The 14,619-nt window shown below is 64.4% G+C and carries 12 protein-coding genes; 5 read left to right on the forward strand and 7 right to left on the reverse strand.

Annotated elements, in window-relative coordinates:
- Nucleotides 1–14: 14 nt before the first annotated feature.
- Nucleotides 15–236 (reverse strand): DUF2093 domain-containing protein, encoded by a 222-nt coding sequence (locus ACN6KF_RS02730; RefSeq protein WP_434955355.1) that lies wholly within the window; start codon nucleotides 234–236, stop codon nucleotides 15–17.
- A gap of 55 nt (nucleotides 237–291) precedes the next feature.
- A complete protein-coding gene (xseA, locus tag ACN6KF_RS02735; protein WP_434955356.1) occupies nucleotides 292–1,869 on the reverse strand; it encodes an exodeoxyribonuclease VII large subunit in 1,578 nt (525 codons plus the stop codon).
- A gap of 225 nt (nucleotides 1,870–2,094) precedes the next feature.
- Here xseA and ACN6KF_RS02740 point away from each other — a divergent pair, with 225 nt between their 5' ends.
- Both ACN6KF_RS02740 and ACN6KF_RS02745 read left to right on the forward strand, forming a co-directional pair.
- Nucleotides 2,095–3,114: a zinc-dependent alcohol dehydrogenase family protein gene (locus ACN6KF_RS02740; protein ID WP_434955357.1), complete on the forward strand. Its 1,020-nt coding sequence runs from the start codon at nucleotides 2,095–2,097 to the stop codon at nucleotides 3,112–3,114.
- A 134-nt stretch (nucleotides 3,115–3,248) separates the two neighbouring features.
- On the forward strand, nucleotides 3,249–4,406 hold the full coding sequence (locus ACN6KF_RS02745; protein ID WP_434955358.1) for a winged helix-turn-helix domain-containing protein: 1,158 nt from the start codon (nucleotides 3,249–3,251) through the stop codon (nucleotides 4,404–4,406).
- 223 nt (nucleotides 4,407–4,629) lie between these two features.
- On the opposite strand, the gene ACN6KF_RS02750 is transcribed toward ACN6KF_RS02745, so the two are convergent.
- On the reverse strand, nucleotides 4,630–6,507 hold the full coding sequence (locus tag ACN6KF_RS02750; RefSeq protein WP_434955359.1) for a M1 family metallopeptidase: 1,878 nt from the start codon (nucleotides 6,505–6,507) through the stop codon (nucleotides 4,630–4,632).
- Nucleotides 6,508–6,866: 359 nt separating this feature from the next.
- Between ACN6KF_RS02750 and ACN6KF_RS02755 the strand changes: the two genes are divergently transcribed.
- Nucleotides 6,867–7,904: a GlxA family transcriptional regulator gene (locus ACN6KF_RS02755; RefSeq protein WP_434959601.1), complete on the forward strand. Its 1,038-nt coding sequence runs from the start codon at nucleotides 6,867–6,869 to the stop codon at nucleotides 7,902–7,904.
- A 32-nt stretch (nucleotides 7,905–7,936) separates the two neighbouring features.
- Here the strand turns inward: ACN6KF_RS02755 and ACN6KF_RS02760 are convergent, their stop codons facing one another.
- Nucleotides 7,937–8,374, reverse strand: coding sequence for a VOC family protein (locus ACN6KF_RS02760; RefSeq protein ID WP_434955360.1), 438 nt, complete (start codon nucleotides 8,372–8,374; stop codon nucleotides 7,937–7,939).
- Nucleotides 8,375–8,408: 34 nt separating this feature from the next.
- Nucleotides 8,409–8,837 (reverse strand): tautomerase family protein, encoded by a 429-nt coding sequence (locus ACN6KF_RS02765; RefSeq protein ID WP_434955361.1) that lies wholly within the window; start codon nucleotides 8,835–8,837, stop codon nucleotides 8,409–8,411.
- Nucleotides 8,838–8,955: 118 nt separating this feature from the next.
- On the opposite strand from ACN6KF_RS02765, the gene ACN6KF_RS02770 reads away from it, so the two are divergent.
- Nucleotides 8,956–9,564 (forward strand): TetR/AcrR family transcriptional regulator, encoded by a 609-nt coding sequence (locus ACN6KF_RS02770; RefSeq protein ID WP_434955362.1) that lies wholly within the window; start codon nucleotides 8,956–8,958, stop codon nucleotides 9,562–9,564.
- A gap of 59 nt (nucleotides 9,565–9,623) precedes the next feature.
- Here ACN6KF_RS02770 and ACN6KF_RS02775 read toward each other — a convergent pair whose 3' ends face one another.
- Both ACN6KF_RS02775 and ACN6KF_RS02780 read right to left on the reverse strand, forming a co-directional pair.
- Nucleotides 9,624–10,184 carry a hypothetical protein gene (locus tag ACN6KF_RS02775; protein ID WP_434955363.1) on the reverse strand — a complete coding sequence of 187 codons (561 nt, stop codon included), beginning with the start codon at nucleotides 10,182–10,184 and terminating at the stop codon, nucleotides 9,624–9,626.
- Between the two features lie 31 nt (nucleotides 10,185–10,215).
- Nucleotides 10,216–10,692, reverse strand: a complete 477-nt coding sequence (locus tag ACN6KF_RS02780) for an Lrp/AsnC family transcriptional regulator (RefSeq protein ID WP_434955364.1) — start codon at nucleotides 10,690–10,692, stop codon at nucleotides 10,216–10,218.
- Between the two features lie 178 nt (nucleotides 10,693–10,870).
- Between ACN6KF_RS02780 and putA the strand changes: the two genes are divergently transcribed.
- Complete coding sequence (gene putA, locus ACN6KF_RS02785; RefSeq protein ID WP_434955365.1) at nucleotides 10,871–14,569, forward strand: trifunctional transcriptional regulator/proline dehydrogenase/L-glutamate gamma-semialdehyde dehydrogenase; 3,699 nt, start codon at nucleotides 10,871–10,873, stop codon at nucleotides 14,567–14,569.
- Nucleotides 14,570–14,619 lie beyond the last annotated feature (50 nt).

Genomic DNA, 14,619 nt, shown 5'->3' on the forward strand with positions numbered 1-14,619 from the left:
GCGCACCCGGATTCTCAGATCTCGCCGAGGCTCTTCAGCCGCTCCAGCACGGCCTCGCGGCTGGCATAGGCTTCCTGGCGGTCGACGTTCCAATAGCGCAATTCGTCGATCGGGATGTGGGTGCCGGTAACGGCGCAGCGCACGTAATTACCCGGCTTGAGGATGCGGAAATCGGAATCGAGGTACTGGACTTGTGCTTCGCCGGGCAGAGTCATGCGGCTTTCGTGACGGTTCATGGAGGCGCTGGCCTATGCGTTTGCAGAATTTCTCGAAACTATAACAGAGCCAATTCTAATCGTCGAACAGGCTCGGTTGCGTGCGGGCCGGTCCGCCCTTTGCTTTGGCTTTCGCCGGATTTGAGGTTGGCGTTGGAGCGCCGTTGCCCACGATGACATGGCCGTCGGCAAATTGCAGGTCAAGGCTCGAGGCAGCTTGCGCGGAGGCAACATTGCGTATGGGTCGGCCTTCCTCGTCGCGTACCAGCGCAAAACCGCGCTGCAGTACGCCCTGGTAGGAATAGGCCTCCAGCAGCACGGCGAAGCGGCCGAGCCTTTCGCGCTGGGCCGATGTGCGCGCGGCTGCGGCCTGCAGCAGGCGGCCGGCGAGGGTCTGCAGGCGCTCGCGCCCGGCTTCGCTGCGGCGGGACAGCAGCAGTGGCGTGAGCTGTGCCGCACGGCCGGTAAAGGCCTCGCGCTTGCGGGAGAGAGCGATGCGCGCCGAAGCCTCCAGGCGTTCGGCGACGGCATGAAAGCGATCGCGGCTGCGGTCGAGCCGGTTGGCCGGGCTCTGTGTCAGCAGCCGGCGGGTCAGGGCGTCGTAGCGCTGGTGGTGACGGCGGGTGTTGAGCGTGAGTGCGTGCACCAGGCGGCCGGCGGCAAGGTCGAGTTTCTGGCGCGGCGTCGCCAGCAGCGCCTCGCCACTGGGCAGGGCCCTGCCGAGATTGCGCAGATCCTGGCGCCGGCGCTCGATCATGCGCAGGGCATGGCCGGTGAGCCGAGCACCGAGATCGTGCAGATTGGCGAAGAGGTCGGCCCTGACCGGGACGGCCATTTCGGCGGCACCGGTCGGCGTCGGCGCGCGCCGGTCGGCGACATGGTCGATCAGCGTCCAGTCGGTCTCATGGCCGACCGCCGAGATCAACGGGATCGAACACGCCGCGGCGGCACGCACCACGATTTCCTCGTTGAACGACCACAGATCCTCCAGGCTGCCGCCGCCGCGCGCGACGATCAGCACGTCCGGCCGCGGGATGGGGCCGCCGGCGGGCAGGGCATCGAAGCCGGCGATGGCATTGGCGATCTCGGCGGCGGATGTCTCGCCCTGCACCCGCACCGGCCAGACGATGACCCGGCGCGGAAAACGATCGGTGATGCGATGCAGGATGTCGCGGATCACGGCGCCGGTCGGCGAGGTGACCACGCCGATCACGCGTGGCAGGAAGGGCAAAGCCCGCTTGCGCCCCTCGTCGAACAGGCCTTCGGCGGCAAGCTTCCGGCGGCGCTCCTCCAGAAGCGCCATCAGCGCGCCGAGGCCTGCTGGTTCGAGCCGGTCGATGATGATCTGGTAGGAGGACTTGCCTGGGAAGGTGGTCAGCCTTCCGTGGGCGATCACCTCCATGCCTTCCTCGGGACGCTGGCGCAGACGGGCGAGATTGCCCTTCCAGATCACCGCATCGATCTTGGCGCCTTCGTCCTTGAGGGCGAAATAGGCATGGCCCGAAGCGACCGGGCCGCGATAGCCCGAGATCTCGCCGCGCACGCGCACATAGCCGAAGGCATCTTCCACCGTGCGCTTAAGAGCGCCGGAGAGTTCGGAGACGGACCATTCGGGGGCGTTGGAGGGCTGAGAATCAGGAGGTGTGTCGGGCATGGCGGCCATCTTATACGGAGCGCGGACATCTCAGCGACATTAAGAAATGTCGCGATGTCCGCTCTTCGCTCCGGACCCCGACGGTTCAAGAGCGGACGTCACGACATGCAAGCATGTCGCCGTGATGTCCGCGCTCCAAGGAAATGACATGCGCCGGCACTATCCCGCAGACACGAATCCGGCCTAGAATTGTATGAACAATCAAGACAGCAGGCGGAGGCAACGATGAAGGCGGTGCGGCTCGACGCAGTGGGAGAGCTTTTTCTGAAGGATGTGGACAGGCCCAAGCCGGGGTCTGGGGATCTCCTCGTGCGGGTCGAGGCCTCCGGCATTTGCGGCACGGACCGCCATCTCCTCAAAGGTGAATTTCCCTCCAAGCCGCCAGTGACGCTGGGCCACGAATTCTGCGGCATCGTCGAGGAGGTCGGCCCGGGCGTGCAGGGCTTTCGCCCCGGCATGCGGGTGACGGGTGATCCCAACATCGTGTGCGGGCGCTGCGTGCACTGCCAGAACGGGCGGATCAATCTGTGTCGCAATCTCACCGCCATCGGCATTCACCGCGACGGCGGCCTGGCCGAATATGTGATCGTGCCGCAGCAGCAGGCCCATGAACTGCCGCTGTCCCTGAAGGCCAGCCATGGCGCCTTCTGCGAGCCGATCGCCTGCTGCCTGCACGGCATCGACATTGCCGACATCCAGGCCGGCTCTTCGGTGATCGTGCTCGGCGGCGGCGTGATCGGGCTGATCACGGTGCAACTGGCCAGGCTTGCCGGTGCGTCACGCGTGGTGCTCTCCACCCGCCAGGCCGCCAAGCGCGAGCTGGCCGAGCGCGTGGGCGCCACCGCCAGCATCGATCCCACGCAGGGCGATTTCATCGCCAACGTCACCGGTCCCGACGGCCTGCTGCCAGGTGGGGCCGACGTGGTGATCGAGTGCGCCGGCGTGGCCGAGACGGTGGAGCAGTCTTTCCAGCTCGCCCGCCCCGGCGGCACCGTGGTCATCCTCGGCGTGATGGCGCAAGGGGAGAAGGTGGCGGTCGAGCCCTTCGACATCCTGTTCCGCGAGCTGAAGGTGTTCGGCTCCTTCATCAATCCCTTCACGCATCGGCGCGCGGCCGAACTGGTGGCTGCCGGGGCGCTCAATCTCGACGAGCTGATCTCGCGCGAGGTCAGGCTGGAGGAGGTGCCGGCCATCATCGCCAGGCCGGCCGGACCGGGCGAGGTCAAGATTCTCTACGTGCCCTGACAACCCGCTGGACCGTAAACATTCCGTGAACAAAATGGTGGCGCGGGGCTGGCGACTCGGCTGGGAAGACCTATCTTGCAGGGCATGAGGGCTGAGAGCGTGCTCCCAGCCGCCCCGTATCCTGGCGAGATTGCATGCCCCGTAAACCGCCTTCCCTCGACAAGACGCAGGCCCGGCGCATCTGGCTCCGGGCTCAGCGTCTCGACAGCCTCTCCCCCTTCGGCGACGGCCCCCAGGCGACCCCTGCGGCGACCGCGCATCTGGGCTATGTGCAGATCGACACCATCAACGTGATCGAGCGCAGTCACCATCACATCTTGTGGACGCGCATTCCCGACTATCGCCGCGACCATCTCATCCAGGCACAGAGCGCCGACAAATCCGTGTTCGAATATTGGACGCATGCGCTTTCCTATATTCCCACGGCGGACCTGCGCTATTTCCTGCCTGACATGAAAGCCTATCTCGACAAGCCCAATGGCTGGTTCGAGAACGTGGCGAAATCAGATCTGCGCAAGGTCCTGACCCTGATCCGCAAGAACGGGCCCCTCACCATCCGCGACATCGACGACGACGTGCTGGTGGAGAAGACCCATCCCTGGGCGAGCCGCAAGCCCTCCAAGAAAGCGCTGCAGCTGGCCTTCTATACCGGGGTGCTGACCATCAGCGCCCGCATCGGCATGGTGAAGACCTATGAGCTGATGGAGCGCCATTTCGGCTGGGCCGAGCAGCAGGGCCTCAGGCCCAAGCCCGCCACTGAGCGCCAGCGGCTCGACTACATCATCGACAGGGCATTGCGCTCGCAGGGGCTGATCAGCCTCGATTCGATCTGTCATCTCGATGCCGGCCGCAAGGGCGCGGTGCGCGAGCGCCTCGAAACCCGGGTGCGGCGCAAGGAACTCGTCGCCGTCGAGGTCGAAGGGGCGGGGAAGACCGAGCATTGGGCCAGCCCTGCGACTCTCGACGCCGTTGCCGAGGCGCCACCGGCCGAGCTCGTGCATATCCTCTCGCCCTTCGACCCCCTGGTGATCCAGCGCAAACGGCTGAAACTCTTCTTCGACTATGATCACCGTTTCGAGGCCTATGTGCCGAAGGAGAAACGCGTTTTCGGCTATTTCGCCCTGCCGGTGCTGGTGGGCGAAGAGGTGGTGGCCGCCATCGATCTCAAGACGGACCGCGCCGCCGGCAAGGTGCTGATCCAGCAATGGAACTGGGTGGGCGATGCAGCAGCCCACAAGCCGGCGATCGAAGAGGCGCTGGGGCGGTTCGAGGCCTTCCAACTGGCGGAGTGATGCTGGGATGGCAGCACCGACGAACTGCAAATGGAGAAGCTGCCGGAGCATCAACGGGCGGTACCGTCATTCGCAATTGCTCGCCGTGGTGCAGCCCCTCAACGACAGGAGTGAGCATATTCTCGGTCGCCCAATGCTCCTTGCGTTTATTGGTGGTGCGATTTGAGAGTGAAATGCTCCGGGCATTGCCGTGCCGTTTCACCGGCACGGCAAACCGGGCAGGCTATTTTGCGTCGGCACTCAGCTTGTCGTTGTCGCGGTTCTGGTCGGGGAGCTTGTGGTCGGGATCGAGGGTGGCCTGCACCACCTTCTTGCCGGGCTCGACGACAATGGTTGTCGCGCCCTGCCTGATCCAGCTTTCGGCGGGCAGGCGATAGTCGCGATGGCTGCCGTCGGCGAAGTCGACCCGCAAGGTCACCGGCATGACGAGCTTGTCATGGCTGCTGACGGTGATGGCCGTGCCCTTCGGCTCCTTGGCCTTGTTGTCCTTGTCGTCGGTCGCCGGCGCGATCTTGTCGATGGCGAGGTCCAGCGTCCAATTCTGGTCGTACCAGCCCCGCCACCACCAGGACAGGTCCTCGCCGGTGCTGCTTTCCATCGCCCGGAAGAAATCGTCCGGCTTGGGATGCCTGAAGGCCCAGGCGGCGATGAACTGGCGGAAGGCCGCGTCGAAGCGCTCCGGTCCCAGGATCTGTTCGCGCAGCAGGACGAGGCCGAGCGCCGATTTGAAATAGGTCACCGGATGGCGGTATTTCTCGATCACCGTATCGGCGCGCGAGAGGATCGGCGGTGCCTCGCGGTCCTTCAGCACCGGGATGATCTCGTCGACCGGATTGCCGCCGCCCGGCGCATATTCGACGTCGCGCTTGGGCGCATATTCGCCATGGTTGAAGTCGTCCGATTCATAGACGTCGATGAAGGTGTTGAAGCCCTCGTCCATCCAGGCATCGCGCCGCTCGTCGAAGCCGACGACCATCGGAAACCAGGTGTGGCCGATCTCATGGGCGGTGACCCAGAACAGGTCCTTGGTCTTGTCGCCGATGCCATCGAAGAGCAGGCCGGGATATTCCATGCCGGCAAGATCGTCCGGGCCGGCGATATTGACCGCGACCGGCCAGGGATAGGGATACCAGCGGGTCGAAAAACGTTCGACGGCATCCTTGAGATATTCGGTCGAGCGGCCCCAGCGCTCGCTGCCCTGGCTTTCAGCCGGGTAGAAGGACATGGCGAGCGCCGACTTGCCGGCCGGCAGGTTGATGCGCGCGGCGTCCCAGGCAAAGGCGGCCGAGGCTGCGAAAACCACGTCGCGGCTGTTCTTCATGCGATAGTGCCAGGTCAGCGTGCCGTCCTTCTTCGGGCGCGACTTGGGATCATCGATCTCCTGGACGCTGCGGATCGTCACGGTCTTGTCGCTGGCGCGGGCCTTTTGCAGCCTGCTTTGCTGCTCTGCGGTCAGCACCTCCTGCGGGTTCGCCAATTCGCCGGAACCCGCAACCAGCATGGCGCTCGGTGCCGTCACCCAATAGTCGAAATTGCCATAGTCGAGATAAAACTCCTGGGCCAGATAGGGCAGCGTATCCCAGCCGCGGATGTCGTCGTAAACGGCCATGCGCGGATACCATTGGGCAATCTCGTAGACGGGCCCGGCCTTGGCCTTGCCCCAGCCCATGCGCCCGCCCCACTCGCCGGGAATGGTGAAGTGATAGCGGATATGGAGCTTGACCTGCCCACCCTTGGGCTCCAGGGGCGTCGGCAGGGCGATGCGCATGCGCGTGTCGCTGACGGTATAGGGAACCGGAGCTGCCTTGCCGCCGCCGATCGCGACGCTGTCGAGGACGAAACCCTCCGTCGTGCCGTCGCGCGCCTTGCCGTTGGCGTAGCCGCTGCGGCTGTCGGCCTTGTAGATGTTCTGGTCGAGCTGCAGCCAGAGCTCGGTCAGCCGGTCGGGGCTGTTGTTGGTATAGGTGATGACTTCATCACCGCTGACGGCCGGCTGGTCGGGCCGAAGGGTCGCATGAATCTGATAATCGGCCTTGTTCTGCCAATATTGAGCACCGGGCAGGCCATCGGCCGAGCGATAGGCGTTGACGGCCTGCGTCATCGGACGCGGAGCAAAGGTTTCCCGAGGCTGATACTGTGCCAGGGCCGGCGTGGCGGCCAGGCAAAGGAATACAATCGAAGAAAGGCGCGCGGGGCGCAGTCTACGGCGCAAGAAGTGTCGGTATGTTTCTACCATATTCATGGAAATACCTGCTGTCGATGGACTGTCCCCTCCATCCCAATCGGATATCCCCGATCGCTTCTTAGAGCATGAACGCTTTCCTCGCCATGGCTTGTATGACTGGCGCACCAGAATTGCGACATCGGCTGGAGGCAGCCCGATCCCGGTATCTTGCCGGCCCTTGTCGGCGCGAATAGAATGGGTGCGTCGATCGGATATTATATGTGCGACGTCCCGACATGGGGGGCCCAGGCGTGAGCGAAGCGGGGACAAGGAAGCCGGTCAGGCCCGAGAAGCGGGCGCCGCGGCTGTCCGTCGGCTTCATCCTGGCGCGGCACTTCACCCTGAATGCCTTCGCCAATTTTGTCGACGTGCTGCGGCTGGCGGCCGATGAAGGCGATCGCAGCCGGCCGATCCGTTTCGAATGGAGCGTGCTGTCCGACACCATGAGCCCGATCGCCTCCAGCAGCGGCGTGGTGATTGCCCCCACCGAGAGGCTCGGGGAACCCGGCAAGTTCGACTATATCGTGGTGGTGGGCGGGTTGATCGACGAGATCCCCAAACTCAGCCCCGCTTATTCGCGCTATCTCCAGCGGGCCGCCGCGGCGAAGGTGCCGCTCGTCGGCGTGTGCACGGGCGCCTTCATCCTGCACCATGCCGGGCTGATGGACGGCTATCGCTGCTGCGTGAGCTGGTTCCACCACACCGATTTCCTGGAGCAGTTCGACGGTCTTCAGCCGGTGTCCGACCAGATCTTCATCGTCGATCGTGATCGCCTTACCTGTCCGGGCGGTGCCAGTGCGGCCCATCTGGCGGCCTTTCTGGTCGAGCGGCATCTGGGCAAGGCCGCCGCGACCAAGAGCCTGCACATCATGATGATCAACGGGGCGGAGGTCGGCGAGGCACCGCAGCCGAGCCCTACGCTCGATTTCAACACCTCCGACCCCTTCGTCAGGAAGGCGCTGCTGCTGGTGCAGCAAAGCCTGGATGCGCCGCTCTCCGTCGGCCAGATCGCCCGGCATCTGGGAATTACCAAGCGCCGCCTCGAACGCCATTTCGAGAGCGCGCTCGCCACCTCGCCGCGTGCGGCCTTCATGGAGATGCGGCTGTCGCTCGCCCGGCATATGGTCGAGACGTCCAACAAGTCCTTCGCCAAGATCGCCATCGAGTGCGGCTTCTCGGATTCGGCCCATTTCAGCCGGCGCTTCCGCCAGCGATTCACGACGACGCCGAGCGAATTTCGCAAGAAGCAGCAGGAAGGGCAGGATGTTGCGTGAAGCCTTAGGCCGAGGCTCCCGGTCGGCGATGATCAGCCGTCGATCGCGCGTCCGGTTGCAGGGCTGTCATGCCCGCCGTCCGCACAATCGAGCATCCACTGCACGCCGAAGCGATCGGTCAGCTTGCCATAAAAGCTTCCCCAGGGCTGTACCGCGAGCGGCGTCGTGACCGTGCCGCCATCGGCCAGGCTGGCGAAGAGGCTGGCGGTCGTGCCGCGGTCACGCATGATCAGCATGTGGGCGGAGCCGCGCATCGGCTCCGCGTCCTGATTGTCCGAGGCAAAGAACAGGATGCCCGGGCCCTCGAAACGGGCATGCATCACTTTTCCCCGCATTGCCTCGTCGGCAAGAGGGATGCCGAGGTCGCCATGGCGCAGCAGGATCGAGGCCCGCCCCAATCCGCATTGGGCGTAGAAAGCGAGCGCTTCCTCGCAATGCCTGGTGAAGAACAGGTAATTGGCAAGCTGCATGGTTCATTCCCACCGAGATGCCGGATCTTCGAGATCAATGGCTTGGTGAAGCAGCCTGAATGGCATCGACGAGGTCGTTGTTGCCGAGACCGCGGCCGGCGATGCCCCACGCCCATTCGGGCGCGTAGACGATGTTGGTCCAGATGTGCTCGCGTTTCAGCCGGCCTTCGGCTGCATGTTCCAGGATATCCGTCGCTTTTTCGATGAAGGCTGTTTTCGCCTCGGGTGAAGCCAGGGCGATCTCGGGCAGCTTGAGTTCGATGAAGGCGGCGGGCGCCGGTTTTCCCGCGGCGAACACGTGGTCCCGCGCAAGCACGTTGATGGTGCCGACGATATTGGCTGTCATGAAGTTGTTGCCGGTGAGGCCGGAGACTTCGAGAAGCGCGTTCGTCAAGGCGGCAAAGGCCTCGGCCTGAGCCTGCGGGGACAGCAAGCCGTCTGGCAGGGTGAGCGTGATCGGCATCGAAAGCTCCTTGTTCGAGGGATGGCTGACGTCATATATATCGATTGCTCTCTATGGATACAGACCGATCGCTCTCTTTGCAAGCAATAAAGAGCGATCGCTCTCAATAGGTGATATCATGCGCTATAACGCCGAGCATAAGCGGGAAACCCGCGAGCGGGTGATCGCGGCGGCAGGACAGATCTTTCGCAAGGAAGGCTATGGCGGCGCCGGCATCGATGCGCTGACCAAAGCGGCCGGCGTGACCAACGGCGCCTTCTACGGACATTTCAAATCCAAGAGCGAAGCCTTTCGCACGGCCGTGCTGACGGGGCTGGACGAGTTGCGGCAGGGGATTGCGACCTTGAAAGCGGAGCAGCCGCGCGGGTGGCTGAAGAGCTTCGTCGGCTATTATCTCGGCTACAAGCGCACCTGCGGCCTGGACGAGGCCTGTGCCCTGCCGAGCCTGTCGCCCGACGTCATGCGCGCGGATGACGAAACGCGGCGCATCTACACGGCCGAGCTGCGCCGACTGATCGAAGAGGTTGCCGGCGGCCTGTCCAAACGCCCGTCAGGTACCAACGATCCGGGGGGTGCGGAGGAACGGGCAATCTTGCTGCTGGCCATGCTCAGCGGTGGCGTCACGCTGGCGCGCGCCGTTTCCGATCCGGGCCTCTCCGAGCAGATCGCCGCCGCCGTTGCGCGTATGGCGCTGGCCCTGGAGGGCCCGGAGGATGCGCCCGGCTGAGCCGAAAGCAGCTCCCAGGCCGTCGGGTGTCCGACCGCTCGGAGGAGAGTGACGGCGGGTCAATCATAGGGGCAGGCCATGACGATGGCCTGATTTCCGAACCAGGTCGTGCGAAAGACCTCCTTGCGCCCTCCCATCGTATGGAAGGTATCGGTCCGGCCATCCGCCGTCGTGCCCTTGCAGAACAGCTCATCGGTCGTTTTCTCCGGCGGTCTGCATTTCAAGGTTCCTATCTTCGCCACCGGGCTTTCGACCGTAAGAGTCGCCGTCTGGCCATCCATTGCAGCTGTCAGGGACGTTCCGATGAGTTTGGTCAATCGGAAGATGCCCTCGCCATGTTCGTCGATGATCCATGCTGCTTCGATCTTGCAGGCGATGGTTTGTGCAAGGGCCGGAGCTGGCGATATGAAAGTCAGGGAGGTGGCAAGTCGCGCGAGGCCGGCGACTACGCTCGTTGCGCTGGTGGGGCGGGAAGTGGGTTGGATGCTCATGGCTGTGTTCAATAACAGGCGACATCGCATGATGTGGTGCAGATGATGGCGAGAATCATTGCATTTGAAGTGGAGATTTGGCGCAGGGCATCCCTCTCCATTCCCTTCGGACCAAGTTTGCATCGCCATAGCTGCGTCAGCCCAGATGGCTCGTCATTTCTCACGGTATCAGATCGGTGTCCTTGACCGATTCCATCACCACGAAGGTCGAGGTGTTGGCGACATGGGGCAGGCTCGAGATGCGCTCGCCCAGCACCTGGCGGTAGCGGCGGATATTGGCGGTGCGCACTTTGAGGAGATAGTCGTAGGAGCTTGCGATCATGTGGCATTCCTCGACTTCAGGGATCTTGAACACCGCCGCGTTGAAGGCCTTCAGCGCAGCCTCGCGCGTGTCCGAAAGCTTCACCTCGGTGTAGGCGATATGGTCCAGGCCCATCTTGCCGGAGTCGAGGATGGCGCGAAAGCCGCGGATATAGCCCTCGTCGATCAACCGCTTCAGGCGCTGATGGCACGGCGTCTTGGAAAGTCCAATCTTTTCAGACAGTTCGGTAATGGAGATGCGGCCGTTCTCGACCAGCGCGTCGATGATCTTGCGGTCATAACTATCCAGATTTCCTGTTTCTGTCGATTTTGACATTCAAAAATCCTGCATAATTCGAGAACAAAAGATTTAATGCCTATGGATGCACATATCGTTGGTGAAAAAGCAACATCGGGCTGTGCTATCTGATCGTCGAAACGCCAAAGCGTTTTGCTTGAGGTATCATCGCCGATCCGGGCCAATGGCACCTGACGTTTTCAAGAGCGAGACCGCCATGACGACATCTGCCGCACTCAGCCAAAATCCTCAGTCAGCCGCCATGCCCTTCGCCGATTTTGCGCCGCCGATCCGGCCGCAGACGCCGCTGCGCCAGGCCATCACGGCGGCTTATCGCCGCTCCGAGGAGGAATGCGTGGCGGCGCTGCTGGAACAGGCCAGCCTGCCCGTCGGAACCCGGGAGGCGATCAGCGCCACGGGCCGCAAGCTGATCGAGGCGTTGCGTTCCAAGCGCCGGGGCGGCGGCGTCGAGGCGCTGGTGCATGAATATTCGCTCTCCAGCCAGGAAGGCGTCGCGCTGATGTGCCTTGCCGAGGCCCTGCTGCGCATCCCCGACATGGCCACGCGAGATGCCCTGATCCGCGACAAGATCTCTGATGGCGACTGGCGCTCCCATATCGGCGGCGGGCGCTCGCTTTTCGTCAATGCCGCGACCTGGGGCCTGGTCGTCACGGGCAAATTGTCGAATACGGTCAACGACCGTGGTCTTTCGGCCGCACTGACCCGGCTGATCGCCCGTTGCGGCGAGCCGGTGATCCGTCGCGGAGTCGACATGGCTATGCGCATGATGGGCGAGCAGTTCGTCACCGGCGAGACCATCGAGGAAGCCCTCAAGCGCGCCCGGCCGCTGGAGGAGAGGGGCTTTCGCTATTCCTACGACATGCTGGGCGAGGCGGCGACCACCGCCGCGGACGCGACACGCTATTACAAGGACTACGAGACCGCCATCCATGCCATCGGCCGCGCCTCGGCCGGCCGCGGCATCTATGAGGGGCCAGGCATTTCCATCAAGCTTTCGGCGCTGCATCCGCGCTATGTGCGCGCCCAGGCCGAACGGGTGATGGCGGAATTGCTGCCCAAGGTGAAGGCGCTGGCGGCGATCGCCAAGCAGTATGACATCGGCCTCAACATCGACGCCGAGGAGGCCGACAGGCTGGAACTCTCGCTCGATCTGCTCGAGAGCCTGTGCGAGGACCCCGATCTCAAGGGCTGGGACGGCATCGGCTTCGTGGTGCAGGCCTATGGCAAGCGCTGCCCCTTCGTGCTCGATTTCATCATCGATCTGGCGCGCCGCACCGGGCATCGCGTCATGGTGCGCCTGGTCAAGGGCGCCTATTGGGATGCCGAGATCAAGCGGGCGCAGGTCGACGGCCTCGCCGACTTCCCGGTCTTCACCCGCAAGGTGCACACCGACGTTTCCTACATCGCCTGCGCGCGCAAGCTGCTCGAAGCCACCGACGCCGTCTTCCCGCAATTTGCCACGCACAACGCCCAGTCGCTCGCCACCATCTACAATCTCGCCGGTGCCGACTTCAAAACTGGCCAGTATGAGTTCCAATGCCTGCACGGCATGGGCGAGCCGCTCTATGACGAGGTGGTCGGGGCACACAAGCTGCGCCGGCCGGCCCGTATCTATGCGCCCGTCGGCACGCATGAGACGCTGCTCGCCTATCTGGTGCGCCGCCTGCTCGAGAACGGCGCGAATTCCTCCTTCGTCAACCGCATCGGCGATAGCAATGTTTCGGTCGACGAACTGATCGCCGATCCGGCCGAGGTGATCAGGTCGATGGCGGTAGTGGGCGCGCGCCACGACCAGATTTCCCTGCCCTCCGAACTCTATGACGAGCGCGCCAATTCCGCCGGGCTCGACCTTTCCAACGAGACGACGCTCGCCGAGATCAGCGCTATCCTCAAGGAAAGCGCCGGCCGGGCCTGGACGTCCGTGCCGCAGCTCGCCGGTGCCGCCAGTGCTGGAGAGAGCCGGCCCGTGCTCAATCCCGGCGACCACAACGATGTCGTCGGCCAGGTGACGGAGGCCACCGAGGCCGATGTCGCGACGGCGATGGCGAACGCGCAAAAGGCGATGCAGGGCTGGTCCCGCTGGACGCCGAGCGAGCGCGCAACCTGCCTGGCGCGCGCCGCCGACATCATGCAGAGCGAGATGCCGGTGCTGCTTGGCCTGATCATGCGCGAGGCGGGCAAGTCCATGCCGAACGCCATCGCCGAGGTGCGCGAGGCCATCGACTTCCTGCGCTATTACGCCGACCAGGCCCGCCTTACGCTTGGCGTGGCCCATAAGGCGCTCGGTCCGGTCGTCTGCATCAGTCCGTGGAACTTCCCACTGGCGATCTTCTCCGGCCAGGTCGCCGCGGCTTTGGTGGCGGGTAATGCCGTGCTCGCCAAGCCGGCGGAGGAAACGCCGCTGATCGCGGCCCAGGCCGTGCGCATCCTGCACGAGGCCGGTGTCCCGGCCGACGCCCTGCAACTTTTGCCGGGAGATGGCCGCGTCGGCGCCGGGCTGGTGGCCGCGCCACAGACCGCGGGCGTGATGTTTACCGGTTCGACCGAGGTGGCACGCCTGATCCAGGCCCAGCTCGCTACGCGCCTTGGATCCAATGGCAAGCCGATCCCGCTGATCGCCGAAACCGGTGGCCAGAACGCCATGATCGTCGATTCCTCGGCCTTGGCCGAACAGGTGGTCGCAGACGTGATCGCCTCCGCCTTTGACAGCGCGGGACAGCGCTGCTCGGCCCTGCGCGTGCTCTGCCTGCAGGAGGATGTCGCCGACCGCACCCTCGCCATGCTCAAGGGCGCGTTGAAGGAGCTGCGTATCGGTTCGACCGACAGCCTGAAGGTCGATATCGGCCCGGTGATATCAGCCGAAGCCAAGACCACCATCGAGGGTCATGTCGAGGCCATGCGCGGCCGCGGCCGCAAGGTCGAGCAGGTGGAGCTCGGCGAGGAGACGCAGGGCGGCACCTTCGTGGCGCCGACGATCATCGAGATCAACGAGCTGGCCGATCTGCAGCGCGAGGTCTTCGGGCCGGTACTGCATGTGGTGCGCTACAAGCGCGACGACCTGGAGCGCCTGATCGATGCGATCAATGCAACCGGCTACGGCCTGACCTTCGGCCTGCACACCCGCCTCGACGAGACCATCGCCCATGTCACCAGCCTGGTGAAGGTCGGCAATGTCTATATCAACCGCAACACCATCGGCGCGGTCGTCGGCGTGCAGCCCTTCGGCGGGCGCGGCCTGTCGGGCACCGGCCCCAAGGCGGGCGGTCCGCTCTATCTCGGGCGCCTGGTCGACGCCCCGCCGATCCCCCCGCGGCACAGCTCCGTTCATACCGATCCGGTGCTGACCGACTTCGCCAAATGGCTGGGACAGCGCGGCATGAACAATCTGGCCCAGGACGCGCGCGAAATCGGCGGCGACTCCGCCCTCGGCCTGGAGATCGAGCTCACCGGCCCCGTCGGCGAGCGCAATCTCTATGCCCTGCATCCGCGCGGCCAGATTTTGCTGGTACCGCAGACCGAGATCGGCCTGCACCGGCAGCTCACGGCGGCGCTTGCCACCGGCAACAGCGTGGTCGTCGACACGACCTCCGGCCTGCAGCCCGTGCTCAAGACCCTGCCGACCAGCGTGGCGGCGCGGGTGAGCTGGAGCAAGGACTGGAAGAAATCAGGTCCGTTCGCCGGTGCCCTGGTCGAGGGAAGCGCGGGTGAGATCCAGGAGGCGAGCAAGGTCATTGCCGGCCTGCCGGGCCCGCTCGTCCTGGTGCAGGCGGCCTCCTCGCAGGAACTGGCGGCAAAGGCGGACGCCTATTGCCTCAACTGGCTGCTGGAAGAGGTTTCCACCTCCATCAACACCACGGCCGCGGGTGGTAATGCCAGCCTGATGACGATCGGGTAGGGCGCAGCAGAAAAAGGCCCGTTTTGCCTCCCCCAGCTTCATCTAGGGCA

Source organism: Labrys methylaminiphilus subsp. lupini (assembly GCF_051161885.1).
Classification (GTDB): domain Bacteria; phylum Pseudomonadota; class Alphaproteobacteria; order Rhizobiales; family Labraceae; genus Labrys.

What these genes read in the sequence shown, in the direction of transcription:
- ACN6KF_RS02780 (WP_434955364.1), bottom strand. Translation starts at nt 10,692, where the DNA reads ATGTCAAAATCGACAGAAACAGGAAATCTGGATAGTTATGACCGCAAG.
- putA (WP_434955365.1), top strand. Translation starts at nt 10,871, where the DNA reads ATGACGACATCTGCCGCACTCAGCCAAAATCCTCAGTCAGCCGCCATG.
- ACN6KF_RS02745 (WP_434955358.1), top strand. Translation starts at nt 3,249, where the DNA reads ATGCCCCGTAAACCGCCTTCCCTCGACAAGACGCAGGCCCGGCGCATC.
- xseA (WP_434955356.1), bottom strand. Translation starts at nt 1,869, where the DNA reads ATGCCCGACACACCTCCTGATTCTCAGCCCTCCAACGCCCCCGAATGG.
- ACN6KF_RS02750 (WP_434955359.1), bottom strand. Translation starts at nt 6,507, where the DNA reads ATGACGCAGGCCGTCAACGCCTATCGCTCGGCCGATGGCCTGCCCGGT.
- ACN6KF_RS02765 (WP_434955361.1), bottom strand. Translation starts at nt 8,837, where the DNA reads ATGCCGATCACGCTCACCCTGCCAGACGGCTTGCTGTCCCCGCAGGCT.
- ACN6KF_RS02770 (WP_434955362.1), top strand. Translation starts at nt 8,956, where the DNA reads ATGCGCTATAACGCCGAGCATAAGCGGGAAACCCGCGAGCGGGTGATC.
- ACN6KF_RS02760 (WP_434955360.1), bottom strand. Translation starts at nt 8,374, where the DNA reads ATGCAGCTTGCCAATTACCTGTTCTTCACCAGGCATTGCGAGGAAGCG.
- ACN6KF_RS02775 (WP_434955363.1), bottom strand. Translation starts at nt 10,184, where the DNA reads ATGGCGATGCAAACTTGGTCCGAAGGGAATGGAGAGGGATGCCCTGCG.
- ACN6KF_RS02730 (WP_434955355.1), bottom strand. Translation starts at nt 236, where the DNA reads ATGAACCGTCACGAAAGCCGCATGACTCTGCCCGGCGAAGCACAAGTC.
- ACN6KF_RS02740 (WP_434955357.1), top strand. Translation starts at nt 2,095, where the DNA reads ATGAAGGCGGTGCGGCTCGACGCAGTGGGAGAGCTTTTTCTGAAGGAT.
- ACN6KF_RS02755 (WP_434959601.1), top strand. Translation starts at nt 6,867, where the DNA reads ATGGGGGGCCCAGGCGTGAGCGAAGCGGGGACAAGGAAGCCGGTCAGG.